Genomic DNA, 26330 nt, shown 5'->3' with positions numbered 1-26330 from the left:
ATCTTACAACCCTGTCGAGCAGGCTCGAGAACATGCTATATGGGCATCATGGGATTCGGGGTTTTCATTCACCGCTCAGATTCGATCTACGACGATAGCCCGGCTGAACAATATCAGTTCCCGAGCCAGTACTTGGGCCGTGTCCAGGCCTGCATCGGCGACTGGATCATCTACTACGAACCGAGAAAAGTTGCCGAGACGCGCGGTTATTTTGCGATCGCCAAGGTCGGCCAGGTCATTCCGGACCCGAAAGCGCCCGGCATGTACCTCGCGCTCATTGAACCGGGGACTTATCTCGACTTCGTCGATCCGGTTCCGTTCAGCAATACCGAGGGGGTCATCGAACGTGGGGTGCTCAACGAAGAAGGACGCATCTCCGGACGAGCACAATCAGCAGTGCGGCCGATTTCTCCGGATGACTTCAACCGCATTGTCGCATTGGGCTTGGACGAGCATGAGCCTGAGCTGCCACGGGTGGATGAGCCCGGGACCGTTGTACCAGCGTCTGGCTTTGCCGAAGGAGGGCAGGCACCGTTTACCTTCGAACAGGAGCGTGATCGGGTCGCTCAGTTCACTTCCCGGATCGTCCGAAATCGACTTTTTCGCCGCTTGGTCTTGCAGGCCTACTGCAAGCGCTGTGCGGTCACGGGCTTGAAGCTCATCAACGGTGGCGGCCGAGCGGAAGTGGATGCCGCGCACATCCGGCCTGTGGAGGCGAACGGACCTGATATTTTGACCAACGGAATTGCGCTGTCGGGAACGGCTCACTGGATGTTCGACCGCGGCCTGATCAGCTTGTCGGATGACCTTGACATCATGATCTCACGGCAAGCCAACGATCCGGACAGCATTCGAGGTCTAGTTAACAAGACTGGCCGGGCCATCGTGCCATCGCGATCGTTCGAGAGGCCACACCCGCATTTTCTGCAGTGGCATCGCGAGAACTGCTTCAAGCAGTGAGATCTGTAAACCTGCAAGGGAAACCACGGATATGTGCAATGGCATTGGGGCAGGTCATCAACTTTAAGAATGGTTCGCATGACGTTCGCGCCACCTGGAGACGATCTATCCCAATTCTGCGCTCACGGTTGTGGAGGCTCGACGGTGGCTGGCTGGCGAGAGCGCCGAAACGCTTAAGGTCGGTAAGGTGATCCTGAACGATCTCAGAAAGCTCAACCTGATCGCCGCATAAAGCGCGCGGTCGACGGTCCAGGGCAACGCAAGCAACTGCAACAGCCGTGAGCGTTTGCGCGGTCGGCGCAAAGTCGGAGCGCGCGGGGACCCACGCGTGATAGACCATGGCCACCGAAGATCATCGTGCCGAATCGCTCCATCTGGCCGCGCAGATCGGTCAGCACGCGGAAACGGCCGACCTTCCCGGTCAGGTCGCCATGTCGGCCAGCAGAGGGCGGACGAGATCCATATCCGAAAGGTGTGAAAGCAGATCGGGCTGTTCGTCCTGGCTCTCAGTCATGCGGCTTTCGCCCGGCCATTGAAGATTTCATGCAGCATGGCCGGGATCAGCGCCGCGATATCCTGCGCAGTGCTGGCGCGGATCGCGCGGGCTTTGCGGGCCTTCGCCTGGAGGCGGTCAAACCAGTGTTGCCGCACGATTGGTGGTACGGGCACTTGCAGGCTCTCGAGCTTTTTCAATCCCAGCGTCCGGTTTCGTCCGGCGCCGCCGGGGGATGCTTCACCCAGCTTCTGCAGCCCTTCGGGCGTTGAGAAGTAAAACCGCAGGAACTCCACAGTCGCCGTCTCGGGCGTGGGCACGCATGACAGGAAGCGGTGCGATCCAACGCGGCCCTCATCTTCGGGCTGGGCGACTGCCACAGCGCCTTCCCAGGCGAAGACGATGTTGAACAGGAGGTCGCCAGCGCAGATGCGGAACAGCTTCTTGTTGCCGACCTCTGCGCCGGGCAGATCAGGTTTGTGGAACGTGCCTCGGCCGAACGAACGGACGCCGAGTTCAGGATAGGCGGCATCAAGATCGATCTCGACCGGCCTGCGCACCAAGGGGGCGACTTCGGACATCGGCCGCAGGGGGGCGCCATCGATGGCGCGTTGGAAGGCTTTAAGCAGCAGCGCCTGTGTTTCACGCTCTGCCGCCTCGATGGCCCGGCGACGTTCGTCCACCAATGCCGCGACCCTGTCGAGCTGCTGGACGATGCGGCGCTGTTCATCGAGGGACGGAAGGTCGATCCTGTAACTGAGAACCTGCTTGGGGTGAACTCGCTCACGACGTGCACCGATCCCCTTGCTGCCGATGGCGATCTCACGCCAAACGTCGGGCTGTCGAAATAGCCATTCTAGGTACCGATGGTCAGCGCGATCCGGATGAACATCAAATGTTGGGAACTCGTTGGAAGTGAAATAGCCATCTAACTCCGGCGGAACTACGGTATAGGCTCCCTCGAATGCTTTCAGCCTGCTGTAAACAAGCTGGCCCTTCTTCACTCTATAGAGGGTTGAGGCGCTGATTTCGGAGCCGCGTACTACTTGCCGGACAATCGGGCCTCGCGCGAAGCCGTAGACACCCATGATTGGATAAGATGCTTCCGGTTCCACCGGACAGGGGTCGACGGCAAGCACCAAGATTTCAGACAGAGGGACGGTCGGCGACTGCATCAAACTCGCTCCGCCAGCACGGCCTTGATCTCGTCCATGATGCCGAGGATACGGTGTTCCTGTGCGATGATTGCGTCCACGATCTCGGTCGGCGCGCGGTGATCGGCCACCTCGCTGGAATGCGGGTTCTTGATGTCCAGGTTGCAGGCGACAACGCGGTCCTGCGCGTCGCGCTGGATCAGGTCAACAGCAGAGACCTTCCAAGCGCGCTCGTTTGGCTCGCGCTTCTTCCACCAAGCCAGACAGTCCGCAAACTCCTCATAGGCCATCGGCGCGGTTTTCGAGTACTTCTTGCGGCCTTCCGGCATCGGCATCTCATAATACCAGATGTCCTTCGTCGGTCCCGTCGTGTCGAAGAAGATCAGGTTTGCCGGAATGTCCGTGTAGGGCGCGAACACACCTTCACGCAGCCGTACCACCGTGTGAAGGTTGAACTTCTCGAGCAGGTCCGCCTTGATCCGCGCCGAGATTCCATCACCGAAAAGCGTGCCGTGCGGAACGACAACCGCGGCCCGCCCGCGTCCGGCGCGCTTCAGCCGCCGCATGATAAGTTGCAGGAACAGCAACGCCGTCTCGGACGTGCGCCGGTCCTCGGGGAAATTGTTGAGGATGCCTGCCTCCTCCTCGCCGCCGAAGGGCGGGTTGGTCAGAATGACGTTGACCCGCTGATCTTCACCGATCTCAGCCAGACGGAAGCGAAGGGCATTGCCGGGGTCGATGTGGGGGGCGTGCAGGCCGTGCAGCAGAAGGTTGAGCTGGGACAGCAGAAACGGCAGCGATTTGGCCTCGCCGCCACGGAGGCTTTCCTCCTGGAGTACGCGGCGTTTCTCCACCGTATCGGCCTGGCGTTCGAGATGCAGAAACGACTCGGTCAGAAATCCCCCGGTGCCGCATGCCGGGTCGAGGATGGTCTCGCCCAGCTTGGGATCCGTCACTTCGACCATGAACCGGACAACCGGCCGGGGCGTGTAGAACTCGCCCGAGTCCCCCGCAGCGTCACGCATCTCGCGCAGCAGCGTCTCGTAAAGGCGGCCGAGGGTGTGAACTTCTTCCGATGAATCAAAATGGATGCCGTCGATCAGGTTGACGACGTCGCGCAGCAGGTAACCGCTCTCCATCCGGTTGGCGAAGCCCTGGAAGACGGTCGCGATCACGTCGCGCCGCTCACGCCGTCCATTGTCGCCGCGCAAGGCCCGAAGATAGGCGAAAAGACCTGGGCCGCGGGTGCCGTCCGGACGCTCTGTCATCTCGGAAACGAGAAACGACAGGAGGTCGGGACCGGTGATGCCATCGGCATCCGCCGCCCAATCGCGCCAGCGATAAGGGGCCTCGATGATCGAGCGATATTCCTTGCCTGCGAGTTCCGCCCTTTCCTCTTCGATCCGCTCCATGTCGTCGAGAAACTTCAAGAACATAATCCAGGTGAGCATCGGCAAGCGATCGAGATCGCCGTTTAACCCCTTGTCCTTCCGCATGATCTTGCGCGCGGACTTGATGATGCTGTCGAGACGCTGGGCAGTGGTCAGTTGCTTCGGCGCAGCCTTCTTGCGGGCGGTTGTTGCCAATCTAGAGCTCCTTCAATTCATGCGGTGTAGAGCAGGCGCTGCAGCTCGGTGACGGCGCTGCGCAGCTCCTTGCCCCCGCCGAAGCGGGCGGCGATTTCGATTACGTTTCCCCATTCGTTGAACGGGGGCACTTCGAGGATGTCGGGCAGCTTGAACTGGGCACTGCCATGTTCGGCATATTTCTCAAGCACGGCATCCAGGACTTCGCGGGCATCCTGCCCGAAGCGGGCCAAAAACTCGTCCTGTTCCCTCAGTAGACGGTCAGCGCGTTCGCGCCGAGTGCGCAGCGGCGCGTTGTAGGCGAGATGGCAAAGGAGATCGAACGGGTCAGCCTCCGGATTTCCGACCGCATCAGCAAGCGAGTCAAGCTCGATGCCCTTTTCCTCCAGCCGTTCGACGATTTCCGCCCGGCGCTCGGGGTCGAGCCAATCCATGCGCAGTTCGGACGCATTGGGATAGAGTGTGCGGACCTTGTCCCCGGTGTAGTCGGTGAGCTGGCGGCAGGCGAGCTGTCGTCCGTCGGCATCGAGCTCGTAGACGAGGTGCCGAACGATCGCGACCTCGCCGCCGTCGACATAGAATTTGCGGGGGCCGTTCTCGGCCTCGTCGCCCAGATCGATGGGGCCGTCCGGCATATCGGGCACATCAGGAAAATCGTCGGGATCCGGCGTCCCCTCCTCGATCTCGCGCTCATCGACGACATCGCCGTCCGCATTGATGACCTCTTCGTCCTCACGGACAGGATCGCCGTCAAAGGTAGGATCGGCGAACATGCGCGTTGCCGTTCCGGTATAGTCGATGATGTTGAAGGCGAGCTTGCCGTAGTCAGGCCTGAGGCGAGTGCCCCGTCCGACGATCTGCTTGAACTCCGGCATGGAACCTACGATCCGCGCGAGCACGACGTTCTTGCAAGTCGGGGCGTCCACACCAGTGGTGAGAAGCTGCGAAGTGGTGAGGATGACCGGCGTCTGGGTCTCGACATCCTGGAACTTCGCCCGATGTGCGCTCCCCACATCGCCCTCATCGGACGTCACACGGCAAACGTAGTCAGGATGATCCTTGACGAGATCGGTGTTCAGAGCAGCGAGCGCCTGCCGCATTTCGAGTGCGTGTTCCTGGTCGACGCAGAAGACGATGGTTTTGGCGAAACGGTCAGTCTCGGCCATGAACCCCGCGAGGTGTTTCGCAATGGCCTGCGTCCGTGCACGTAGCGCTACAACCCGCTCGAAGTCCCGCGTAGAGTATTCGGCGTCGGGGATCTCACGTCCGTAGCGATCAAGCTCACCTCGCGTGGGGCGCCAGCCGGCAGCGTCGTAGTCCGAGATGACGCGGTGAACGCGATAAGGCGCAAGAAAGCCGTCAGTGATGCCCTGCGCCAAGCTGTACTCGTAAAGCGGATCGCCGAAGTAGTTGTAGGTGTCGACGTTATCCTCTCGGCGCGGCGTCGCCGTCATCCCGATCTGGGTCGCAGGCTCGAACCACTCAAGGATTTCCCGCCAGTTGCTGTCATCCCGCGCACTACCACGATGGCATTCGTCAATGATGATGAGATCGAAGAAGTCGCGTGCATACTCGCGGTACAGTCCGGGACGGTTCTCGTCGCGCGCGATGGATTGGTAAGTCGCGAAATAGATGTCGCGGCTCTTGACCGCCATGCCCCCAGCGATCTTGTGACGGGCGTCGTCAAAGGGGCTGAAATCCTTGGCCATCGGATCGTCGACCAAGACGTTGCGATCAGCAAGAAACAGGATCTTCGGGTTTCTATTCACCCCTTTGGAGTTCCAGCGCGCCGACCAGAGCTTCCAGCAGATCTGGAAGGCAACGGCGGTCTTGCCCGCTCCGGTGCACAGGGTGAGAAGTGCTCGCTTCCTGCCCTGAAGAGCCGCCTGAACGGCGCGGTTCACGGCGATCTCCTGATAGTAGCGAAGCGGCTTGGCCCGATCTGGAAATGTTGGCGTCAGCAGCCGTTCGGCCACTTGGTCGTCGACGATACCCTCGGCGCGGCGGATCCGAGTCCAGAGGTCATCTGGCGCCGGGAAATCCCCAATAGTTTGCTCGACACCGGTCGTATAATCAAATTCGACAATCTCAACGCCATTGGTCGAATATGCGAACTGTAGCCCAAGGATCTCGGCATACTCCTTGGCTTGCTGAAGTCCCTCCGCAGCATGTCTGTACCGGGACTTCGCCTCAACGACTGCGATCGGGAAGTCTGGGTTGTACCGAAGCAGATAGTCAGAGCGCTTCTGCTTACCGCGACGAGCCTTTCCACCGATGAATACTACCCGGCCGTCAGTGAAGGTTCTCTGCTCGTTAATGGCGTGCGGGCGATTTTCCCAGCCTGCTGCCTGCAGCTTTGGGACCACGAACTTCCTGCAGGTATCGGCCTCGTTCATGCGCAAAATACTTCACCCGGTTTCGACATGCCATCGCGCAACAAAGGGCTTGTCAAAGAACTGGGCGCAGATCAACGCGCAATTCTTTGGTCTGGCAGCTTTTAGCCTGGCAACAGCTCGGAAAGGCTACAGCTTGGCCGAGTGCTGTCGCAAGCTTTATTGCGTCCCTGGCCGCAGGGATGCAAGCTGCCTCGACCATTTATCCGCAATTTGCCCCCGCAGAGACTGAATTGTCAGGTTCGGCGTATGCCGCCCGTCGACGTTCGCCTCGACGGGTTGAGGGCAAGCTGCGTTACCCGAAACCCCGCGTAAGGCAGGAGACTGCAAACCGCGACTCGCAGACCATCGCAGCGCTCGCCGCTTTTTATTTGCTTATTGTTGCCGTCGCGCCTGTGGCCGGAACACTATACCGGCGTATTTTGTTGACAATGCTATGCGACTTATCTCTGAATAAGCAAAAAATACTTACTTCGCGGATGCCGGGGGGCAGTATGGCGAAAAGCAGGGGATTTTCGATCTACCTTCTAAAGGAAGGCTACGACGCAACGAACGCGCTGCGGGAGGACCATGTGCTCGACGATGATGTCGGCGCGCAGGGGCTGCCGGAGAATGCGTCTCTTTTTATATTGGACAGCGCACCGCGTGCGCCCTGGTGGAAGGGGTACTTCAATATTGAGAAGGAGCTGACGCAGGTTACGAAAGGCGCACTCATTTTCATGCCGGTCGGCAACAGGTGTTTTGCGCTGTCCTTCGGACATGTCGCTCACAACCTGCTCGATTCCAGCTATGAATACGATTTCGGGCTGCGGGTCACGCTCAACAGTCTCGACCCGCGCAAGCTCAAAAGCACCGATACGCTCGATCCCGGCGCGGCCAAGCGCCAGAGGACGCAGCTCCCCATCGAATCCGAGCTGACGCTGTTCGATTTTGACCGCGACAGCACGATCCTGCGCAGCCTCACCGGCAAGGTGCGCGACGAGCACAAGGCCCTGTTCCGGCACGCCACGGGCGCGAGCAATTTGCGCATTAGCACGGATGTAGAGGCGGGTGAGCTGCCGGAGCTTTGCGAGAAACTGCTGGCTCTGTACCAAAGCGATGCCTACAGGGCGGCGTTCCCTGAAATCCAGAACATCGTGCCGGTGCGTGACCCGGCGCAGATCGAGGCGCTCGACAACCGCGTCCTTACCGCCTTCCGCGCGCGTGATCCCGACCTGAACATCACGGTCCCGGAAATGATCAATTACAGCGACAATCTCTACGTCACCTTTGCCGGCGCGGGGCGCGGCCTTGTCTATGACGATGTTTATATCGGGCGGTACTTCGCCTATCTCAATGCGCACGAGGTCGATCTCAACGCGATGGGCATCGAGGATTTGCGGCGGCACGTGCTTGTCCTGACGGACGAGGACGGAAACAGCCGCGACCGCTACAGCATTTACAAAAGCCTTGTCTTCGACACGGCGCTCGACGACGCCGAGGGCGAAACCTTTCATCTCTGCGAAGGCAACTGGTACCGCATCGAGAACGCCTACATCGCGCGCCTCAGCGCCTACCTCGACCCGCTGTTCGCCGCCAGCGACCTGCCGGCTTACGCTCATGCCAGCGAAGGCGAATACAATGCAGCGGTTGCTGCCGGCGATGCCGCCATCGCATGCCTTGATACGCAGAATATCAGCCCGGATGGGCAGAGCGCGGTGGAGCCGTGCGACCTGCTGGCGGTGCGCGATGGCGTCGCCACTTTCTACCACGTGAAGGTGTCGACTCTCTCGGCGCAGCTGAGTCATCTATTCAATCAGGGCGTGAACGCTGTCGAATTGATGCGGCTGGAGCCGCAGGCGGTCGACAAGCTGGAGGCGCTGGTCCGCGACCTGATGGCGGGGGGCGATCCAGATGCACTTGTTGTCCTTGTACGGGAACGCAAGTACCGCATCGTCTTTGGCATCGTCACCCGGAAGGACCCTGCCGGCAGGTCCCTGAACCTGCCGCTGTTCTCCCGTATCAGCCTGATGCGCGGGATGAAGGCGCTGCAGCTCATGGATGTGCCGGCTAGCGTCATTTTCATCGCGGACCAAGCTGTTGCCGCCGAGGGCCGGAAGAAGAAACGGAAGAAGAAGGAAGTGCTCGAGAAGCCGCGGGAAATGCAGGCCGAAGCGGCAGAGTAGTCGGGCATGCTCGCGGACCGAAAGGCATTTCCGAAGGATCGCGGCATGCCTGAAACCCAGAGCCGGACGCGCTCTGCTTTCGCGTCGTTCGGCGGGCCGCACGTTCTCTCCATGGTCACAGAGGTCGCCACCCGTGCGTTGAGGGCTGTATGGCTGTCTGCAATTGCGGGATTGTCAGTGCGAATCCGTTCAAGACCTTCCCCCCTCTCGGTACATCGAGCGTGAATGTCTCTTTAACGGACAGGACGATATCTACCCTTTCGACGTGAGCCGGAATATACCAGTAGCCCGGCGAGTTGGAGCCCGCGTATATCCCGTCGCGCGGTTTTCAGGCTGACCTCCCAGATGGCCATGATCTCCTTTGCGCCATAGCGGTCGCCGTCAACGATACGCTCAAGAAACCAGTGCTGACGTTCATTGAGATCCACGGGTTCAGTGTCATGTTTAGGGTCACGATCAGGGCCATTTTCAGGGTCACTTTCCCGTACATCCTTTGTGAGCGCGCTGAAGGCCGCTTCTCCGGCAGCATAGGCTTCCCGCGCAGCGGCACGGACAGGACGATCACTTGCCGACGACAATGGATTGGAAGCCGGGCCCTCGATCAGCCCCAGAACAAATGCGCGGATGACGGGGGAGGAGACCATAAGTCGTAAGAAAAACAATGTGTCCGGAGCATGTTGTGCCGACAGCCAGTGCTTGACCGTCCGCTCGCTCGCGTTTGTCTGGTTCATCATTTGCTTGATCGCCCGATGGGTGTCGCCATGCTCCTTGCGCAGCAGATCGGCGATAGTCCGGGCCAACATGTCGCGGCCGCCCAAAACCCCCTTCCACACCGGCAGCTTCCTGCCCGTTTTCGGCAACATCTTCCGCTCCTTCGTCAGCTAGACTTGCAATATCGCGGGAGGCGGCAGAGATGTTGTCGTGCGCTGGGGCGGTCAGTTGCCCGGACCGATCCGGCAGGAACGAGGAAAGGGCGAAGCGTGGCGAACCGGGAGACCTACGACAGAGAACTATCGTCAGCGCAGCCGGCGCGTCCTGTTCGCGCTGCCGAATACGTCCGCATGTCGACCGATCATCAGAAATATTCGACGGAAAACCAAGCCGACGCGATCCGCCAGTATGCCGAAGCTCGTGGAATCGAAATCATCAGAACCTATGCCGATGCAGGAAAGAGTGGCCTAAAGATCGAGGGGCGTGACGCGCTCCGCCAACTGATCGAGGACGTGCAGGCTGGAGATACGGACTTCACCATCGTCCTTGTCTACGACGTCAGCCGATGGGGACGGTTCCAGGACGCTGACGAAAGCGCCTATTACGAATATATTTGCCGGCGTGCCGGCATAGCGGTCCAGTATTGCGCCGAGCAGTTCGAAAACGACGGCAGCCCGGTGTCGACGATCGTCAAGGGTGTGAAACGGGCGATGGCCGGCGAATACAGCCGCGAGCTATCGACAAAGGTATTCGCTGGACAGGGACGGTTAATCGAAAAGGGTTTTCGCCAGGGCGGGCCTGCTGGCTTCGGTCTGCGACGTACCCTCATTGATGAACACGGTGCTGTCAAAGGGGTCCTGCAGCGCGGCGAGCACAAGAGCATTCAGACCGATCGCGTCATTCTGACACCCGGCCCGGTCGAGGAAGTAAACCTGGTTCGCGAGGTCTACCGGGCCTTTGTCCACCACGGAAAGACTGAGAGCCAGATTGCAGTAGATCTCAATGCACGAGGTGTCCTGACTGACCTTGGCCGCTTATGGACCAGAGGAACTGTCCACCAGGTCTTGATCAACGAGAAATATGCCGGCGACAATGTCTGGAACCGCCGCTCGTTCAAGCTGAAGAAAAAGCGTGTCCGGAACGATCCCGACATGTGGATCAGGGCGGAGGGAGCTTTCGAGCCTGTCGTCGCACGCGAGCTTTTCGAGGCGGCAAGAACAATCATCAATGCGCGCTCGTTCCGCCTGAGCGATGAAGAGATGTTGCAGTCCTTGCGAGACCTCTTCCGGCAAAAGGGATTGCTCTCGGGCATTGTCATTGATGAATGTGACGGCATGCCCTCCAGCAGCGCGTATAGTGCGCGCTTCGGAAGCCTGCTCAGAGCCTATCGCCTCGTCGGTTTCACCCCCGATCGGGACTACCGTTATGTCGAAACCAACCGGGAGCTCCGCAAGCTCCATCCCGATGTGGTCCGTGAAGTTCTGGAAAGATTGCGGGCCACCGGCAGCGATGCCCTGCAGGATCTGCAAACCGATCGGGTAATCGTCAATCAGGAATTCACGCTATCGGTGGTCATTGCCCGTTGCCTTCAGACGTCGACAGGGCTTTTGCGCTGGAAGCTCCGCTTTGATACGTCTCTTGGTCCCGACATCACGGTTGTGGTGCGCATGGATGCTGGCAACCGGGCGCCCTTCGACTATTATCTGTTCCCGCGGATCGACGTTTTTTCCGAGAAGTTGCGGCTGTCGGAAGACAACGCCCTTCATCTCGATGCTTATCGTTTCGACGATCTCGAGCTTCTCTATCAAATCGCAACACCCGTTCCCCTGCCGGAGGCCGCGTGATGTCTGCCCTTCGTCCGAACCGGATCGAGATGATCCCGATTTCTCGAATTACGGTCCTGAACCCACGAGCCCGTAACAAGCGCCAGCACCGCGACATCGTGAATAACATCGAGGCCATTGGCCTCAAACGTCCCATCACGGTGAGCCGGCACGATGGCCCCGGTGGTCCACGATATGATCTGGTTTGCGGCGAGGGGCGTTTGGAAGCATTCCAGATGCTTGGTCAGAACGAGATTCCGGCGGTTGTTATCGAGGCCGCCGAGGACAAATGCCTTGTGATGAGTCTCGTGGAAAATATCGCGCGACGCACGCCGCGGCCGATCGACTTGATGCGAGAGATCGGCGCCTTGCGGGCACGTGGATACACCGACGCAGCCATTGCCGAGAAGATTGGCGTCGGCTCATCCTGGGTCAACATGATCGCGTCCCTTCTCGAACGAGGCGAGGAACGGCTCGTCGCCGCTGTGGAGACAGGCCTCATCCCGATCACGCTTGCCATGGAGATCTCTCGGGCGGAAACGGAGGAGGCGCAGAACCTGCTCCTCGACGCATACGAGGCCGGTCAGCTGCGGGGGAAGAAACTCGCCGCTGTCAGGCGGATGCTCGATATACGCATGCGTGCGCAGGGCAAGGGTTTGCCGGCAGGACGCCTTGGACGAAAGGGCAGCGGACGCCGGATGACGGCACATGACCTGATGCAGGTCTATCAACGCGAAGCAGAAAAGCAGCGACTGCTGGTCAAGAAGTCGGATTTCACACAGACACGGCTTCTGTTTATCGTTGAGGCATTGAAAGACCTGCTCGCAGACGAAGGGTTCCTCAATTTACTGCGGGCCGAGGGACTGGCGACCATGCCACGGGCGCTCGTCGCGCGGATCTCAGGAGGACGCGATGAATGATGGGCGGGAAAACGGTGGCAATGGGGATGGGCGAATTCACCTCGCTTTCGATCGTGACATAAGAGCCATTCCCATTTCCGCGATCGTTCCGCTTAAATCGCTCCCGGACGGCGCTCGGGAAAGCAGGAAGTTCGCGCAGGTTCTAAGCTCAATCAAGGCGATCGGGTTGGTCGAGGCGCCGGTCGTCATCGCGAATACCCAGAATGCTGGGACCTGGTTTCTGCTCGATGGACATCTACGGCTGGAAGCACTTAAGCAACTCGGCATTACGGAGGTCGAGTGCTTGATCGCCACCGACGACGACACCTATACCTATAACAAGCGGGTCAACCGGCTGGCGCCGATCCAAGAGCATAGGATGATAGCGCGCGCCATCGAGCGCGGCGTTTCCTCTGCTGACATAGCCGACGCGTTGGGCCTTCAGGTGGAGTCCGTCATTCGCCGCTTTCGACTGCTGGAAGGCATCAGTCCCGAAGCGGCCGAGATGCTGAAGGATACGCCCTGCTCAATGAAGGTGTTCGATGTTTTGCGGCAAATGTCCGCCGTTCGCCAGATCGAGGCGGCAGATCTGATGATAGGTCAGCACAATTTTACCGTCATGTTCGCTCGAGCGATCCGCGCTGCCACGCCTGACAGCCAACTGGTAACGGCCAAAAAGGTGACGGGCGCGGCTGCAGGTACACCATCAGGCCAACAGATTGCCCGTATGGAACGGGAACTAGCCGCGCTTCAGACGCAAGTGAAAAGCGTCGAAGAAACCTATGGCATCGATAACCTGCACCTCACCGTAGCGCGCGGATATGTCGCCAAGCTGCTTGCGAACGGTCGGATCAGCCGCTGGCTTGCGCATCACCGCCAGGAATATCTCGGGGAGTTTCAGAAGATAGCTGAGATGGAGGCGATCAGGCCCCAGTCCGAGACTACGGAACTATAGGATGAGAAACAGCAGCAGGTCGAGTGCGGCCTGTAAACGCCGGTGTGTAAGAGTAGATTTTCTGGCAAGTTTGACATTTCAGCTTTTATGCACGCAACCGCGTGTGGTCACAATCTGGATACTGATTGCATCCCAGAAACCGGCTGTTGTTACGACCCTTCCGCTCCACCAGATGACCCACGCGGCATGCCGGACATTGAGGTAGCGCGTCACCATCAATGGTTTCGAAACGCAGGTTTTCGACGGCGATCTCCGAGAGTTCCCGGATATATCTGGAAGGCTGGCGGCTATTCGTAAGCAAGAACACGCCGCGGCTCGCGCGAGTCAATGCGACATAGAAAAGGCGACGCTCTTCGGCAAACTCGAAGGTTTCAGGCTGGGGCATGACGAGATTGAGCAATTCATCGTCCTCAATCCGGCTCGGCACTCCGTAGTCGCCTTCGCTGACATCGAGCAGGATCGTGTAGTCGGCCTCAAGCCCCTTGGCGCGATGGAACGACGTCCCCGAAACCTCGATATGCTCGAATTTTGGCGGAGCACGTCTGAACGGATCGAGCTGATTATAGCGCCACAGCACCATCACCTTGAGCTTTTCGCGTCCACCGCTCCGCCATTGCCCCGAAATCCCGCCCAGGAACGAATTGAGCCGCTGCAATAACTGATGACACGCCTTGCCAAAATCCGGCCTGCTCCCTTCACCGCTGATCGGAATGACCCGGATCGATCGTGGAATGGCCGGCCGTGTCGACCGCACCGACTTCTTTAGCTGCGCGGAATTTCTCTGCACGAAGCCGGCGGCGGTCTCGGCGATCAGCTGATTACAACGGTACGTCTGCTCCAGACGGCCTTGCCAGCTTGCGCCAAAATTCGCCTCGAACTGCGTGAAGATGGTGATGTCCGATCCGGCAAAGCGATAGATCGACTGCCAGTCGTCGCCGACGGCAAAGATCTTGGTGAACGGTTTTTGATGTTTCAGCGCCTTGATCAGGTTCGCGCGCGGCTCCGAGATATCCTGGAACTCATCGACGAGGATCAGGGAGTAGGGGCTCCGATACGTCCCCGTCTCCACGAGACGTGTGGCGTTGGCGATCATCGAGTCGAAATCGATGCGGTTGGTTTCTTCCAGCTTCCGGGAATAGGATTCCGTGATTTTCCAGATCGCCTGCGCAAATTCCCTGGCACGAGTCCGGTCATGGAGCGATTTGGCACGCTCGAGCAGCATGTCGAGGGTCAGATGGCTGGCGCGGATGTGCTTGATACAAACCGCAATCAGCTTGTGATAGTGCTTGATGACGACTGGCTCGAGAGCCTTGACGATTGCCGTGTAGCTCTTTTGCTCGCACGGAATGCCTCGTTTTGTGATCTCGGCTTCAAGGACTGGAATCAGCGATCCATCGCGCGCTTGTGCCGACGTCGTCTGGAACACGTCCATCCCGGCCTTGCGGTAGCCGGCCATCTTGTGTTCGGCATGGGCGACGTAGTTTTCGAACGGGGAGGAACCGTCAGCATTGATGGCCAGATGCTCATGGATGGTGTTGCTGGCAGGGTAATGGAAGTCCGGATGAACCTGCCGGATCTCGCCGTTCTCTTCTTCGATTGGGATCTGGCGCTCATACTCGAACTCGACGGAGTTCAGCCAGAGCCAGTTCACGATTGTCTGTTCCTGCAGCGATTTCACATACACGCCGGCCATCGTGCAGATGGTCGCATTGCCATTGCGTCGACGCGCAGAGAGGTAGCGATCGTAGTCGGATCTGGTATCGAACACCTCCGCCGGAATATCGGCCTTGGGATGAAGGAGAAGGAGATTGATCCAGAGTCTGGCAAATTCCACGTCCGACCGCAGCAACTCGTCAATGATCTGTTCGATGATCCTGGCTTCGCCCGCAGGATGTTCCACCCAGTCTGCCAACTGGGGTGGGCGGCCTTCGACCTCTTCGATAATGCCGCGACCGAGCGCATGAAACGTGGTCACTTTGCATTGGAGATTTGCGGTGTCGACTGCAAGCTGCCGGGCTATCCGTTCCTTCAGCTCGTCGGCTGCGCTCTTGTTGAAAGCGAGCACGAGAATCTCTTCAGGGCGGTAGAGCTGCTTGTCGAGGACATAGGCGACCTTGCCGACCGTGGTGGCGGACTTGCCCGAGCCGGCCGATGCAACGAGAAGATTGTTGTCCTCCAATCGTATGCAAGCCTCGCGTTGCTGTTCGGACAACGACCGGCCGTCCAGGTCGTCGAAGAAGGATCTGTATCTCGACAGTTCGCTGGAAACGAACGTGTCGTTGTATCTGGTGCGCACGTCCGGATCGGTAATGAAGGAGAGCGATCGCGGAAGCGCCCCTTTCAAGGCGGCCGGCATCAATTCCGGATCGAACAGAGGGTGCGAGAGCGCTGCTGCGGCTTCGCTATCCACACTGGCAATAGCCCGCGCCAGATCGGCATGTGCGAGATATTGGCGTTGGCCCTCCACGATGGCCAACAATTTTTGATCCACTTCGGTCAGACGCTCGGGGTCGGAGCAGATCAGTTCGAAAAGATGGCTGTTGATGAAACTGTAAAGATCGGCCGCCAGTCTGGTTGCGGCCTCTTCTCCAAGACAGGGCAGGGTATAGATCTGATTGCGCGACCGGACTTCGACCGAATGCCAGAGCAGCGACTTGCCGACGGAAATGGCTAGAATGTCCAGGCAAGAGAGAGTGTCAGCGCCGTTCAGTTTAATTTGTATGGTCGCCGGCAACGATGGGCGTAACGTCACCTTCCATTTCCCTTGGGGAATAAGGCGCGCAAAGAAACCAGGCCGGTACGTTCGAACACGATCAGACATCAGATTTTCGTTGCTACCAGAAAGTTCAGCCTGGAAGCCATGCACAATCGATCCAATGCTGCTCATATCGTCTCGCGAATGCCGCCATCTCACGGACATTGGCCTGGGGCGTTTGACAAGCCCGGGCGCAGGTGGTGACCACGTCGCGATAAAAGGCTGGCGAAACCGACCGGATACCCTCGTAGTTCATCAGCAGGTCTGGAAGGCGTTCCGTGATCGCCTCGCCGCGAGGCGCCATGACAATGGTCGGCGGTGTGCTATGTGCACTGATCAAGACGTACCTCCAACTGGGGTCGGCCTGTCCCTGCGCCGGAACGAGTTCGCAGGGACAGGCATCACCGCCCCCGGAAATCTCCTGATAGATCGCTTCGATCGCCTGGGCTTTCCTGGCGATCAGAACATAAGGTCCTGCAGGCGTGTAACCGCCCATGCGCTCGTCGTACTCGATACCCAGGAGGCGTGTCAGGTCGTATCGGGCGGATCCGTCGAGGCTGGCCCGTTCCGTGGTAAACCAACGAAGCTGACGTAGGGTGATTCCGGCCGCGGCCGCGATGTCTTTCGGCGGATTGGGCCAGCAAGCTACCAGATGCTTGGCGATTTCAGGCGTATTGTCGTGTTCTTCGTAGGTCGGGAATTCGTCATCATCATCATCGGTATCCTCTGACGGGTCCTCTCCTAGAAGCAACCACGTTCTGCGGCTCATACCGTCATGATGAAAATAACGGGGCTGATCCGGCGGGAGCGATGTCTCCCAGGATGACAACCATAGACCTGCTTGCCAGCCCCGGTCTTCGAGGAGAACAGACGTTGGTTCGCGCATAGGCAAGTCCAGCCATTGATGGATGCTGTCCTCCAGCTTTCGATTGCTGAGCCTAAGAGGCCGGCGATCCGCTCTCCAGTCGTGGTCCTCGCGTGCATCGTGACAAAGAGCTTCGACGGATTCGGCCAGCGACATGTCTGCCGGATCGTATTTCTTCAATAGCCACGCAGAAGCATCTTGGGCTGATCGCAGAGATGCAGGAACTGTCTTATCCTTGGCGTCAGCAATCTCAAGGCGGACGCCGATCTGGGCCAGATCCTCTGCCAGCCCCGGATCTGCCTGTGCCACGTAGCGATTCATACGAAGAACATCTGGTAGGCCGCGCAATCCCTTTGCGTTCTTCCAGGCGGTCAGCAGTACGCCGCACAATGATTTAGGCTGGTCCACCGGCGAGAATGTCAGCCAGCGGATCGGCAGACCGGCGACGGTGACGCCGTAGAGCATGATAGGATGCAGTCCACGTTGTGCCGCATTCGCCAGCCTTATGGGATCGCGTACAGTAACAATGCCATGCTGAGAGTGGTGGAACAGGAATTTGGCGATTGAGACGTAAAAGTGATGTTCCCGGTTTGGCTGGGGTTTCCGCTCGTTCATGACTGCTCTCAAAGTCATCAAATCAATGTGGGCATCCTACGATTTCGAGGCCTAATCCTAAAGTCATTCCTTGCCCGAAAGAGCGATTGTTCGAAATCCCTATAGCCGGATGGCCCCAGGCGAACTGGAGCGGGGAAGGGCGTTGCTCGTACCGGCGCCAATACGTATTGTGCGTTCGAAGACGCTGCAATCGATTGGAATGGAATGACTTCGCAACTCGACTTCTTTGCAGCTCCTGTTCCCGTAACCAAGGAGCGAGTTGCCCGGCCGCAGGTCATCGCGAAGGACGCATTAGGCATTGATGACGAAGCCATGGCACATCATCTGGAAACCACCGGCAACTACCGCATATTGCGAAAGCTTCAGCCGCGTCCAATCGTAAAATATCCACATCCGGGTTTTCCGCGTCGCGGCATCATCCTCGATACCGAAACGACCGGCCTCAACTACCGCACAGATGAAATCATCGAAATCGGCGTGATCGCCTTCACCTTCAATGATGCTGGAGAACTCGGCGACGTCACTGGTGTCTATGGCGGACTGCGGCAGCCGGCAATCGCCATCCCGGCGGACATCTCCCGCCTGACCGGGATTACTGACGACATGGTTGCGGATCAGGCCATCGATACTGTCCTGTTGAATGCCCTGATCGAGCCCGCCGATCTGATCATTGCCCACAATGCAGGTTTCGACCGCCCGTTCTGCGAAGCATTCTCGCCGGTCTTCGTGCATAAGGCCTGGGCCTGTTCCGTTTCGGAGATTGGCTGGTCCGCGCGCGGCTTCGAGGGCAGTAAGCTCGGCTACCTAATCGGCCAGTCCGGATATTTTCATGATGGTCATCGTGCGGTCGACGATTGTTTTGCTCTGCTGGAAGTGCTCGGGCAGGTGCGACCGAGCATGGTCACCGCGCCATTCGCCGAACTTTATCAGGCCAGCCAGCGGTCGCGGGTTCGCATCTATGCGGAAAACAGTCCCTTCGACATGAAGGACCATCTCAAGGCGCGCGGATACCGCTGGTCTGACGGATCGGACGGCCGTCCGAAATCCTGGTGGATTGAACTTCCCGAGGAGACATTAAAGGGGGAGATGCACTTCCTTCGCACGGAAATCTATCGATGGGATGCCGATCCGCCGGTCAAATACCTGACGGCATTCGATCGCTTCAGGGCCAATTGAATGGTCGGGGAAAGCAATGACGACCATTCTGGGTATTGATGCGGCGTGGACCACGAGCCAGCCGAGCGGTGTCGCGCTGGTTTCCTCCACGGCTGGTAATTGGCGCCTGATCTTTGCCGGATCTTCCTATCGTCACCTTTTGGATCACGGCAACGAAAGCCCGATCTCGAATTCACGCCCTTTTGGTTCCGTCGCAGAACCCGCCGCTCTCCTTGCTGCTGCAGAGGAAACAGCTCAGGCTCCTGTCGATCTTGTTGCCGTAGATATGCCCCTGTCTCTTGGGCCAATCACCGCGCGGCGTGTTTCGGACAATCTGGTTTCTGCAGCCTATGGCGCCCGTCATTGTAGCACGCACACGCCGAGTGCGATCAGACCGGGAAAGATCAGTGACGATCTGAGGGGCGGCTTCGAGCGCTGCGGATATCGCCTACTGACGAAAGAAGTTGGCGTGCCGGGCCTTTTGGAAGTCTACCCGCATCCGGCTCTGGTCGAACTGATGTGCGCCGAAAGGCGGCTGCCTTACAAGCAGGGCAAGGCCCGCAATTACTGGCCATCGGAAACTCCCGCCGGCCGGCGCATCAAACTCTTCGAAACTTGGCAGTCCATCATCGACGGATTGGACCAGGAAATAACAGGCGCTTCTAACGTTTTGCTGCTGCCTTCCCCCGAGGCTCCGGCATGGCAGCTGAAGGCGTTTGAAGACATGCTTGATGCCGTCATTTGCGCCTGGATTGGAATATGTGTCTACGAAGGAACCGCTATACCGTTCGGCGATGACACCTCGGCGATCTGGATTCCTCAATCTAAACTTTTGTCATCGCGGCGGGGCCGGGCATGATCGGATTTCTGAGGCAGTGGATCGAATATCGCCGGGTGATCCGCCGCCGTTGGCAGGAGGACGCCAGGCGGCTTGCCGTTGCGGATCCAGTCAATGCCTATTACGAGGCGCAACGAAGAGCAGCGCGAAGCCGGGCGCAAGGTCATGCCAGCGAATACTGGCATTGGGCCAAGGTCGCCAGCGAGGTTGCCCGAATTGAGCCGCGTGCCGCAATGGACTTAGAGGTCGTCAAGGCGATTGCCGATCAGGAAAACATTGATCGCCGCTGAACACGCGCATGGCACTTCGCGGTCAGTAAATCATCGAGTATTTTCAGCCGTGTGGCGAATGTAACAGATAGGGCGTTGGTTCGATTCCTTTCAAGATCTTTACTGACCGACCACCGAGCTCATCAAGCCTCGGCCGCGAAAGAGCTAGGAGCATAAAAATCCAGTTTCAAGACCTCAGTGGAGCTTGAACTCGCCTTCGACACGGCGCCATTCGTTGGGTCCGATCAGACGCTGATGGGTATAGCGCACGGAATGCAGGGGACCATCGAGGGTGGTCTGCCAGTAATCCAGGAACTTGTGCATCTCAGGAAAATCGGGCGCCAGGTCGTAGTCCTGCCAGACATAGGTCTGCAGCACGGATTCAAAATCGGGAATGCGGTAAAGGATGTGAGCGGTGGTAAGACCGTAGCCGTTGAGCTGACGTTCCAGATCCGATGAAAATCGCATGCTTCATCTCCGTTTTCATGACACTGTGAAGGTGGCGGAAAATTTTGCGGCCATCAACGGATTTTTGAACGCGAATGCGCTGTTTATCGTTCCTTTCCAGCGTGTTAGCAGCCCTTTCATTCGAGTGCTAATTTTTTTATTTCGCCCTCTTGAAATCGAAAAATCGCAAAACCAGATCATTTCGCGCAAAAAGCTCGACCGAGGTTTTGCACCCGCCCGGACTGGTCATCCGGTCCGGCCAGGGGGAACAACGTCATCATTGTTTGTCCATTGGAGGAAAACATGTCGTTCCGACCGCTTCATGATCGCATTCTCGTCCGCCGGGTTGAATCCCAAGAGAAGACCAAGGGCGGCATCATCATTCCCGACACCGCCAAGGAAAAGCCGCAGGAAGGCGAGGTCATCGCCGTCGGTCCCGGCGCGCGCAACGAGGCCGGCCAGATCCAGCCGCTCGACGTCAAGGCCGGCGATCGCATCCTGTTCGGCAAATGGTCCGGCACCGAGATCAAGATCAACGGCGAGGATCTGCTGATCATGAAGGAAAGCGATGTCATGGGCATCATCGAAGCCCAGGCCGAGCAGAAAAAGGCTGCGTGAGCCTTTGCACCACGAAACCATCAGTCAGATAGCTGCCTATTGAGGAGTTAGAGAAATGGCAGCGAAAGAAGTCAAGTTTCACACCGATGCCCGTGAACGCATGCTGCGTGGAGTCGATGTGCTCGCCAATGCCGTGAAGGTCACGCTCGGACCCAAGGGCCGCAATGTCGTCATCGACAAGTCCTTCGGCGCCCCTCGCATCACCAAGGACGGCGTTTCTGTCGCCAAGGAAATCGAACTGGAAGACAAGTTCGAGAACATGGGCGCCCAGATGCTGCGCGAAGTGGCGTCGAAGACCAACGATCTTGCGGGCGACGGCACGACTACCGCGACCGTGCTTGCCCAGGCAATCGTCAAGGAAGGCGCCAAGGCGGTGGCGTCGGGCATGAATCCGATGGACCTGAAGCGCGGCATCGATCTCGCCGTTGATGCTGTCGTCAGGGAGCTGAAGACCAACGCCCGCAAGATCACCAGCAATTCCGAGATCGCTCAGGTCGGCACCATCTCTGCCAATGGCGATTCCGAAATCGGCCGCTATCTCGCCGAGGCGATGGAGAAGGTCGGTAACGAAGGCGTCATCACCGTCGAGGAAGCCAAGACCGCCGAGACCGAACTCGAAGTGGTCGAGGGCATGCAGTTCGACCGCGGCTATCTCTCGCCCTACTTCGTCACCAACCAGGACAAGATGCGGGTCGAACTGGAAGATCCCTATATCCTGATCCACGAGAAGAAGCTGTCGAACCTGCAGGCGATGCTCCCGGTCCTTGAGGCTGTCGTCCAATCCGGCAAGCCGCTGCTCATCATCGCTGAAGACGTCGAAGGCGAAGCGCTTGCGACACTGGTGGTCAACAAGCTGCGGGGCGGCCTCAAGATCGCTGCCGTCAAGGCTCCGGGCTTCGGCGACCGCCGCAAGGCGATGCTCGAAGATATCGCCATCCTGACCGGCGGCACGGTGATCTCCGAAGACCTCGGCATCAAGCTGGAGAATGTCACCCTCAACATGCTCGGCCGGGCAAAGAAGGTGGCGATCGAGAAGGAAAACACCACCATCATCGACGGCGTCGGCTCCAAGGCGGAAATCGACGGCCGCGTCGCACAGATCCGCGCCCAGATCGAGGAAACCACATCCGATTACGACCGCGAGAAGCTGCAGGAACGCCTCGCCAAGCTTGCCGGCGGCGTTGCCGTCATCCGCGTCGGCGGCTCGACGGAAGTCGAAGTGAAGGAGAAGAAAGATCGCGTCGATGATGCGCTGCATGCCACCCGTGCAGCCGTGGAGGAAGGCATCCTGCCGGGCGGCGGCGTCGCGCTGCTGCGTGCCGTCAAGGCGCTCGACAATCTCGACGCCGCCAACCAGGACCAGAAAGTCGGTATCGAGATCGTTCGCCGTGCGATCGAGGCTCCGGTCCGCCAGATCGCCGAGAACGCCGGCGCCGAAGGCTCCGTCATCGTCGGCAAGCTGCGCGAGAAAGCTGACTTCTCCTATGGCTGGAATGCCCAGACCGGCGAATACGGCGACCTTTATGCTCAGGGCGTCATCGATCCGGCCAAGGTCGTCCGTACCGCGCTCCAGGATGCGGCCTCCGTCGCCGGTCTTCTGGTGACGACGGAAGCCATGATCGCCGAGAAGCCCAAAAAGGAAGCCGCTCCGGCCATGCCCGCCGGCGCCGGCATGGACTTCTAAGCTGATCGATACGGGCCTGCCCTGCCCTCGGGGGCAGGCCCCCCTTCAAACAATTCCTCGGACCAGTTTCATCGGCCGGGATCAATGGAGCCAAGCTATGAGAAAGGAGAACATCAGCAAATCGATACCGGAAGAAGCAACGGCAGCGATCAGCGCCGCGCATCTGCTTCATCCGGCCAAACATTTCGACCACCCGCGTGACGTGCTTGCCGCCGATGGCATCGGCAAGGAAGAGAAGCGGGCGATACTTGCTTCCTGGGCGTCCGATATCTTCGCGATCGAGTCCATCCCGGCCCTCCGTCTTTATCCCGGAACAGACAAAGCGGTCTCCTATGACGAAATCATTGAAGCGCTGAAGGCATTGGACAAGGACGATGAGCAAAGTGGAAAACAAAGCTCGTCTCCTACCTTCAATGTCTACGGAGCCAATCGCCGCAGGCTGGACGCACGCCGGCTTGGCGGTCTGGGCCTGTGCAGCTACCGGAAAGGAGACCGCCGCCGCCGGCCATTCGAGATCTAGCCGTTCCATCTGACCTGCCGCGTGCCTCTTTGAGGATGCGGACCTGATTTTTACCGACGACTCTTTGCTCAACTGAGGAGGTTTTGCCGATGAAGATCGCTCAGATCGCACCGCTCGCCGAAAGCGTTCCGCCCAAGCTTTATGGGGGAACCGAGCGCATTGTTTCCTATCTCACCGAAGAACTTGTCGCCCTGGGCCATGACGTCACGCTTTTTGCGAGCGGCGATTCCGTCACCAGCGCCAGGTTAGTGGCGTGCTCGGACGTTGCGCTACGGCTCAACCCGGCCGTCAGAGACCATCTGCCGCATCAGGTCGTGATGCTGGAGGAGATCCGCCGGCGGGCGCACGAATTCGATGTGCTGCACTTCCACATCGATCTCCTGCATTTTCCGCTGATCCGGGATTTCGCAGACCGCACCGTCACGACGCTGCATGGGCGCCTTGACCTGCCGGACCTCAAGCCCTTCTACAAGGCTTTCCCCGATATTCCGCTGGTCTCGATCTCCAACGATCAGCGCCGCCCGATGCCGCCAGTCAACTGGTCCGGAACGGTTTATCATGGTCTGCCGGCCGATCTCCTTCCCTTCACGGCAAAGCCTAAAGGCAGCTACCTCGCCTTCCTCGGACGGATATCGCCGGAGAAACGGCCTGATCGCGCCATTGAGATCGCGACGAAGGTTGGCCTGCCCCTGAAGATTGCAGCCAAGATCGACAACGCAGACAAGGCTTACTGGGAAACGGTGATCGAGCCGATGGTGAAGAGCCATCAGAATGTCGAATTCATCGGCGAAATCAATGAACATCAGAAGGCGGCTTTCCTCGGCAATGCCGGCGCGCTGCTCTTTCCGATCGATTGGCCAGAGCCGTTCGGATTGGTGATGATCGAGGCCATGGCTTGCGGTACGCCGGTCATCGCCTTCCGCTACGGCTCCGTGCCGGAGGTGATCGACAACGGCGTTTCCGGAATTCTGGTCGACAGCGTGACGGAAGCGGCCGAGAACGTCGAATGGGCACTCAGGATGGATCGAAAGAAAGTTCGTGCGACCTTCGAGAAGCGCTTCAGCGCGGAACGGATGGCGCGAGATTATCTCGACATCTATCGGAACCTCCCGGGCGTTCGCACCAAGGCGGCCCCGCTACGCCGCGCCAATGGGCAGGACCTGGATCTCCAGGTCGTGGCATAGGAGGGACAGTGGCATGTCGATCGCTTCTGTGGATAGCGGGCCATCCGTCGCATCGGTAGAGCCAGCCGCCCCGGTGGCACAATTCTTCATCCCGGCGGCCGCCTCGCTCCAGGAGCGACGGCCGCGCACCCTGAAGCATGGCGACACCTTCGCCGTTTTCGATCACAATGGTGATGCGCTTTCCGGGCCCGGCAGCCCGGAGGGCCTGTTCCACCGTGATACGCGCTACCTCTCGCATCTCTATCTGACGATCAACAGCAAGCGGCCGATGTTGTTGTCATCGACGCTGCGCGACGACAACGCGACATTGACTTGCGATCTCACCAATCCCGATCTCTTCGATGACAAGGGAAAGCTCGTTCTGGAGCATGACCTGATCCATCTGCGCAGATCCCGCTTCCTCTGGAATGCACATTGTTATGAGCGATTGAGCGTGAGGAACTATGACGAGCAGCCGCGCCACGTGCGCATCGGGGTCGAGTTCGCGTCGGATTTCGCAGATCTTTTCGAAGTGCGGGGAACCGCGAGAGCCAGGAGGGGGCGGCATCTTCCCGCCGTCGTAGAGCAGAACGGTGTCCTTCTCTCTTATATCGGCTTGGACGATCGAAAGCGAACCACCCGGCTTTCCTTCGATCCACAGCCGAATGAGCTCGGGAGCGGCCATGTCATTTATGATCTCCATCTGGCGCCGCACGAAACCAGATCGCTGTTCATCGAGGTTGCTTGCGACCAGATCCCCGCGGGTCGACCGAGCCACCGTTCCTTTTTCCTGGCCTTGCGGGATGCCCGCCGCGCCTTGCGTGCCTCGTCCTCGCGGGCGGCAGCGATCGCCACGTCCAACGAGATCTTCAACGAGGTCGCGCGGCGCAGCGTCTCCGACCTTTACATGCTGATGACCGACAAGCCGGAAGGGCCATATCCCTATGCCGGCATTCCCTGGTTCAGCACAGTCTTTGGCCGCGATGCGTTGATCACCGCGCTGGAGACACTCTGGCTCGATCCGCAGATCGCCCGCGGCGTTCTTGGGCATCTCGCGGCAAACCAGGCTACGGAGGTCGATCCGGCCGCTGACGCCGAGCCCGGCAAGATTTTGCACGAGGTGCGCTATGGCGAAATGGCCGAACTTGGTGAGGTGCCTTTCCGCCGCTATTACGGCAGTATCGATTCGACGCCGCTTTTCGTGATGCTGGCCGGCGAGTATCTCAAACGGACCGGGGACCTTGTCACCACGGAGCGCCTTCTGCCCCATATCGAGGCCGCTCTCACCTGGATCGACGAGCATGGCGACCGCGATGGCGATGGCTTCGTCGAATATGGGCGGCTGACGGAAGAAGGCCTGATCAACCAGGCCTGGAAGGACAGCCACGACTCCGTCTTCCACGCGGACGGCACATTGGCGAAGGGGCCGATCGCCATCGTCGAGGTCCAGGCCTATGTCTACGGCGCCTGGCAGGCGGCGGCGGAGATCTTCCGGCGGCTTCGCCGGCCGGAACGGGCGGCAAAGTTTCTTGCACGAGCGGAAGGGCTGCGCCAAGCTTTTGATACCAGCTTCTTTGACGAGGACCTCGTCACGTATGTCCTGGCTCTGGATGGGGACAAGCGCCCCTGTCGCGTCCGCTCCTCCAACGCCGGCCATGCGCTGTTTACCGGCATCGCTTATCCTGAACGAGCCGCGCAGGTTACCCCCACGCTGATGAGTGCCTCGTCCTTCTGCGGCTGGGGCATTCGCACCGTTCCCTCCACCGAGGCGCGCTATAATCCCATGAGCTACCACAACGGCTCGATCTGGCCGCACGACAATGCCCTGATCGCCAGCGGACTTGCCCGCTATGGCTATCGCGCTGAAGCGGCGCGGATCTTCGAGGGCCTGTTTGCGGCCTCGACGTATATCGACCTGCGCCGGCTTCCGGAACTCTTCTGCGGTCTGCCGCGCCAGCGCGCACAGGGGCCGACCTTCTATCCGGTTGCATGCTCTCCTCAGGCATGGGCAGCCGCAGCGCCACTTCTCCTGCTGCAATCCTGCCTGGGCCTCGACTTCGATCCGATTGCCCTGCACATCAGCTTCAATGAGCCGCAATTGCCTTCCTTCCTCGACGAGGTGATCCTGCGGCGCCTGCAGATCGGCAATGGCTCGGCCGATGTCGCCATCCGCCGATCCGGCCGGCATGTCGTGGTTGACGTTATCGACCGCCGCGGCGATATCCGGGTGCTGACGACGGCATAGGCGAGGATGCATCTGCA

General features: G+C 59.2%; 20 protein-coding genes. 13 read left to right on the top strand and 7 right to left on the bottom strand.

The annotated features are described in order from the left end of the window. Positions 1–48: 48 nt before the first annotated feature. Positions 49–960 carry an HNH endonuclease gene (locus tag I8E17_RS34540; RefSeq protein WP_085421475.1) on the top strand — a complete coding sequence of 304 codons (912 nt, stop codon included), beginning with the start codon at positions 49–51 and terminating at the stop codon, positions 958–960. 510 nt (positions 961–1470) lie between these two features. Here the strand turns inward: I8E17_RS34540 and I8E17_RS34535 are convergent. The 3 genes from I8E17_RS34535 to I8E17_RS34525 all read right to left on the bottom strand — a co-directional run bounded on the left by I8E17_RS34535 (position 1471) and on the right by I8E17_RS34525 (position 6589). Further along, the gene (locus I8E17_RS34535; RefSeq protein ID WP_085421376.1) at positions 1471–2628 is read right to left on the bottom strand and encodes a restriction endonuclease subunit S; all 1158 of its coding nucleotides are present in this window, start codon (positions 2626–2628) and stop codon (positions 1471–1473) included. Beyond that, positions 2628–4103, bottom strand: a complete 1476-nt coding sequence (locus I8E17_RS34530; RefSeq protein WP_229002343.1) for a class I SAM-dependent DNA methyltransferase — start codon at positions 4101–4103, stop codon at positions 2628–2630. Before I8E17_RS34530 ends, I8E17_RS34535 begins: the two co-directional genes overlap by 1 nt. Before the next feature lie 107 nt (positions 4104–4210). Next, the gene (locus I8E17_RS34525) at positions 4211–6589 is read right to left on the bottom strand and encodes a DEAD/DEAH box helicase family protein (protein WP_219511864.1); all 2379 of its coding nucleotides are present in this window, start codon (positions 6587–6589) and stop codon (positions 4211–4213) included. 179 nt (positions 6590–6768) lie between these two features. Between I8E17_RS34525 and I8E17_RS34520 the strand changes: the two genes are divergently transcribed. Next, the gene (locus tag I8E17_RS34520; RefSeq protein ID WP_085421374.1) at positions 6769–8751 is read left to right on the top strand and encodes a TIGR04141 family sporadically distributed protein; all 1983 of its coding nucleotides are present in this window, start codon (positions 6769–6771) and stop codon (positions 8749–8751) included. Positions 8752–8984: 233 nt separating this feature from the next. Here the strand turns inward: I8E17_RS34520 and I8E17_RS34515 are convergent, their stop codons facing one another. Next, on the bottom strand, positions 8985–9614 hold the full coding sequence (locus tag I8E17_RS34515; protein WP_085421373.1) for a hypothetical protein: 630 nt from the start codon (positions 9612–9614) through the stop codon (positions 8985–8987). 117 nt (positions 9615–9731) lie between these two features. Between I8E17_RS34515 and I8E17_RS34510 the strand changes: the two genes are divergently transcribed. From I8E17_RS34510 to I8E17_RS34500, 3 genes are read left to right on the top strand one after another with little or no spacing between them, the layout of a single operon-like run. Beyond that, positions 9732–11306, top strand: a complete 1575-nt coding sequence (locus I8E17_RS34510; protein ID WP_257714022.1) for a recombinase family protein — start codon at positions 9732–9734, stop codon at positions 11304–11306. Beyond that, on the top strand, positions 11306–12205 hold the full coding sequence (locus I8E17_RS34505; RefSeq protein WP_085421471.1) for a plasmid partitioning protein RepB C-terminal domain-containing protein: 900 nt from the start codon (positions 11306–11308) through the stop codon (positions 12203–12205). The genes I8E17_RS34510 and I8E17_RS34505 overlap by 1 nt, the downstream gene beginning before the upstream one ends. Beyond that, positions 12198–13139, top strand: coding sequence for a plasmid partitioning protein RepB C-terminal domain-containing protein (locus I8E17_RS34500; RefSeq protein ID WP_085421470.1), 942 nt, complete (start codon positions 12198–12200; stop codon positions 13137–13139). Before I8E17_RS34505 ends, I8E17_RS34500 begins: the two co-directional genes overlap by 8 nt. 85 nt (positions 13140–13224) lie before the next feature. Here the strand turns inward: I8E17_RS34500 and I8E17_RS34495 are convergent, their stop codons facing one another. Together I8E17_RS34495 and I8E17_RS34490 are read right to left on the bottom strand one after the other, a co-directional pair. Next, positions 13225–15960, bottom strand: a complete 2736-nt coding sequence (locus tag I8E17_RS34495) for a UvrD-helicase domain-containing protein (protein WP_085421469.1) — start codon at positions 15958–15960, stop codon at positions 13225–13227. Between the two features lie 25 nt (positions 15961–15985). Further along, complete coding sequence (locus I8E17_RS34490) at positions 15986–17374, bottom strand: hypothetical protein (RefSeq protein ID WP_219511862.1); 1389 nt, start codon at positions 17372–17374, stop codon at positions 15986–15988. A 204-nt stretch (positions 17375–17578) separates the two neighbouring features. Between I8E17_RS34490 and I8E17_RS34485 the strand changes: the two genes are divergently transcribed. From I8E17_RS34485 to I8E17_RS34475, 3 genes are read left to right on the top strand one after another with little or no spacing between them, the layout of a single operon-like run. Beyond that, complete coding sequence (locus I8E17_RS34485; protein WP_219511860.1) at positions 17579–18550, top strand: 3'-5' exonuclease; 972 nt, start codon at positions 17579–17581, stop codon at positions 18548–18550. 16 nt (positions 18551–18566) lie between these two features. Then, positions 18567–19388 (top strand): DUF429 domain-containing protein, encoded by an 822-nt coding sequence (locus I8E17_RS34480; protein ID WP_160872171.1) that lies wholly within the window; start codon positions 18567–18569, stop codon positions 19386–19388. Then, positions 19385–19657, top strand: coding sequence for a hypothetical protein (locus I8E17_RS34475; protein WP_160872172.1), 273 nt, complete (start codon positions 19385–19387; stop codon positions 19655–19657). Before I8E17_RS34480 ends, I8E17_RS34475 begins: the two co-directional genes overlap by 4 nt. Positions 19658–19831: 174 nt before the next feature. Here I8E17_RS34475 and I8E17_RS34470 read toward each other — a convergent pair whose 3' ends face one another. Beyond that, on the bottom strand, positions 19832–20104 hold the full coding sequence (locus tag I8E17_RS34470) for an usg protein (RefSeq protein ID WP_085421486.1): 273 nt from the start codon (positions 20102–20104) through the stop codon (positions 19832–19834). A 282-nt stretch (positions 20105–20386) separates the two neighbouring features. On the opposite strand from I8E17_RS34470, the gene groES reads away from it, so the two are divergent. The 5 genes from groES (at position 20387) to I8E17_RS34445 (ending at position 26313) form a co-directional block, all read left to right on the top strand. Next, a complete protein-coding gene (gene groES, locus I8E17_RS34465; RefSeq protein ID WP_160872173.1) occupies positions 20387–20701 on the top strand; it encodes a co-chaperone GroES in 315 nt (104 codons plus the stop codon). A gap of 55 nt (positions 20702–20756) precedes the next feature. Next, the gene (gene groL / locus I8E17_RS34460; RefSeq protein WP_160872174.1) at positions 20757–22385 is read left to right on the top strand and encodes a chaperonin GroEL; all 1629 of its coding nucleotides are present in this window, start codon (positions 20757–20759) and stop codon (positions 22383–22385) included. A gap of 97 nt (positions 22386–22482) precedes the next feature. After that, entirely contained in the window at positions 22483–22905 is a 423-nt protein-coding gene (locus I8E17_RS34455) for a hypothetical protein (protein ID WP_160872175.1), read from the top strand. A gap of 89 nt (positions 22906–22994) precedes the next feature. Continuing rightward, positions 22995–24089, top strand: coding sequence for a glycosyltransferase family 4 protein (locus tag I8E17_RS34450; protein WP_160872176.1), 1095 nt, complete (start codon positions 22995–22997; stop codon positions 24087–24089). A gap of 13 nt (positions 24090–24102) precedes the next feature. After that, the gene (locus I8E17_RS34445; protein WP_160872177.1) at positions 24103–26313 is read left to right on the top strand and encodes an amylo-alpha-1,6-glucosidase; all 2211 of its coding nucleotides are present in this window, start codon (positions 24103–24105) and stop codon (positions 26311–26313) included. The last annotated feature ends 17 nt before the right edge of the window (positions 26314–26330 follow it).

It is taken from the genome of Rhizobium sp. AB2/73 (assembly GCF_020871915.1).
Lineage (GTDB): Bacteria > Pseudomonadota > Alphaproteobacteria > Rhizobiales > Rhizobiaceae > Rhizobium > Rhizobium dioscoreae.
This window is presented reverse-complemented; position numbering and strand designations above follow the sequence as displayed.

Bases quoted from the DNA above. Each gene is read 5' to 3' on its own strand.
- I8E17_RS34540 (WP_085421475.1), top strand. From the start codon at position 49: ATGGGATTCGGGGTTTTCATTCACCGCTCAGATTCGATCTACGACGAT.
- I8E17_RS34535 (WP_085421376.1), bottom strand. From the start codon at position 2,628: ATGCAGTCGCCGACCGTCCCTCTGTCTGAAATCTTGGTGCTTGCCGTC.
- I8E17_RS34530 (WP_229002343.1), bottom strand. From the start codon at position 4,103: ATGCGGAAGGACAAGGGGTTAAACGGCGATCTCGATCGCTTGCCGATG.
- I8E17_RS34525 (WP_219511864.1), bottom strand. From the start codon at position 6,589: ATGAACGAGGCCGATACCTGCAGGAAGTTCGTGGTCCCAAAGCTGCAG.
- I8E17_RS34520 (WP_085421374.1), top strand. From the start codon at position 6,769: ATGCAAGCTGCCTCGACCATTTATCCGCAATTTGCCCCCGCAGAGACT.
- I8E17_RS34515 (WP_085421373.1), bottom strand. From the start codon at position 9,614: ATGTTGCCGAAAACGGGCAGGAAGCTGCCGGTGTGGAAGGGGGTTTTG.
- I8E17_RS34505 (WP_085421471.1), top strand. From the start codon at position 11,306: ATGTCTGCCCTTCGTCCGAACCGGATCGAGATGATCCCGATTTCTCGA.
- I8E17_RS34500 (WP_085421470.1), top strand. From the start codon at position 12,198: ATGAATGATGGGCGGGAAAACGGTGGCAATGGGGATGGGCGAATTCAC.
- I8E17_RS34495 (WP_085421469.1), bottom strand. From the start codon at position 15,960: ATGTCTGATCGTGTTCGAACGTACCGGCCTGGTTTCTTTGCGCGCCTT.
- I8E17_RS34490 (WP_219511862.1), bottom strand. From the start codon at position 17,374: ATGAACGAGCGGAAACCCCAGCCAAACCGGGAACATCACTTTTACGTC.
- I8E17_RS34485 (WP_219511860.1), top strand. From the start codon at position 17,579: ATGACTTCGCAACTCGACTTCTTTGCAGCTCCTGTTCCCGTAACCAAG.
- I8E17_RS34480 (WP_160872171.1), top strand. From the start codon at position 18,567: ATGACGACCATTCTGGGTATTGATGCGGCGTGGACCACGAGCCAGCCG.
- I8E17_RS34475 (WP_160872172.1), top strand. From the start codon at position 19,385: ATGATCGGATTTCTGAGGCAGTGGATCGAATATCGCCGGGTGATCCGC.
- I8E17_RS34470 (WP_085421486.1), bottom strand. From the start codon at position 20,104: ATGCGATTTTCATCGGATCTGGAACGTCAGCTCAACGGCTACGGTCTT.
- groES (WP_160872173.1), top strand. From the start codon at position 20,387: ATGTCGTTCCGACCGCTTCATGATCGCATTCTCGTCCGCCGGGTTGAA.
- groL (WP_160872174.1), top strand. From the start codon at position 20,757: ATGGCAGCGAAAGAAGTCAAGTTTCACACCGATGCCCGTGAACGCATG.
- I8E17_RS34455 (WP_160872175.1), top strand. From the start codon at position 22,483: ATGAGAAAGGAGAACATCAGCAAATCGATACCGGAAGAAGCAACGGCA.
- I8E17_RS34450 (WP_160872176.1), top strand. From the start codon at position 22,995: ATGAAGATCGCTCAGATCGCACCGCTCGCCGAAAGCGTTCCGCCCAAG.
- I8E17_RS34445 (WP_160872177.1), top strand. From the start codon at position 24,103: ATGTCGATCGCTTCTGTGGATAGCGGGCCATCCGTCGCATCGGTAGAG.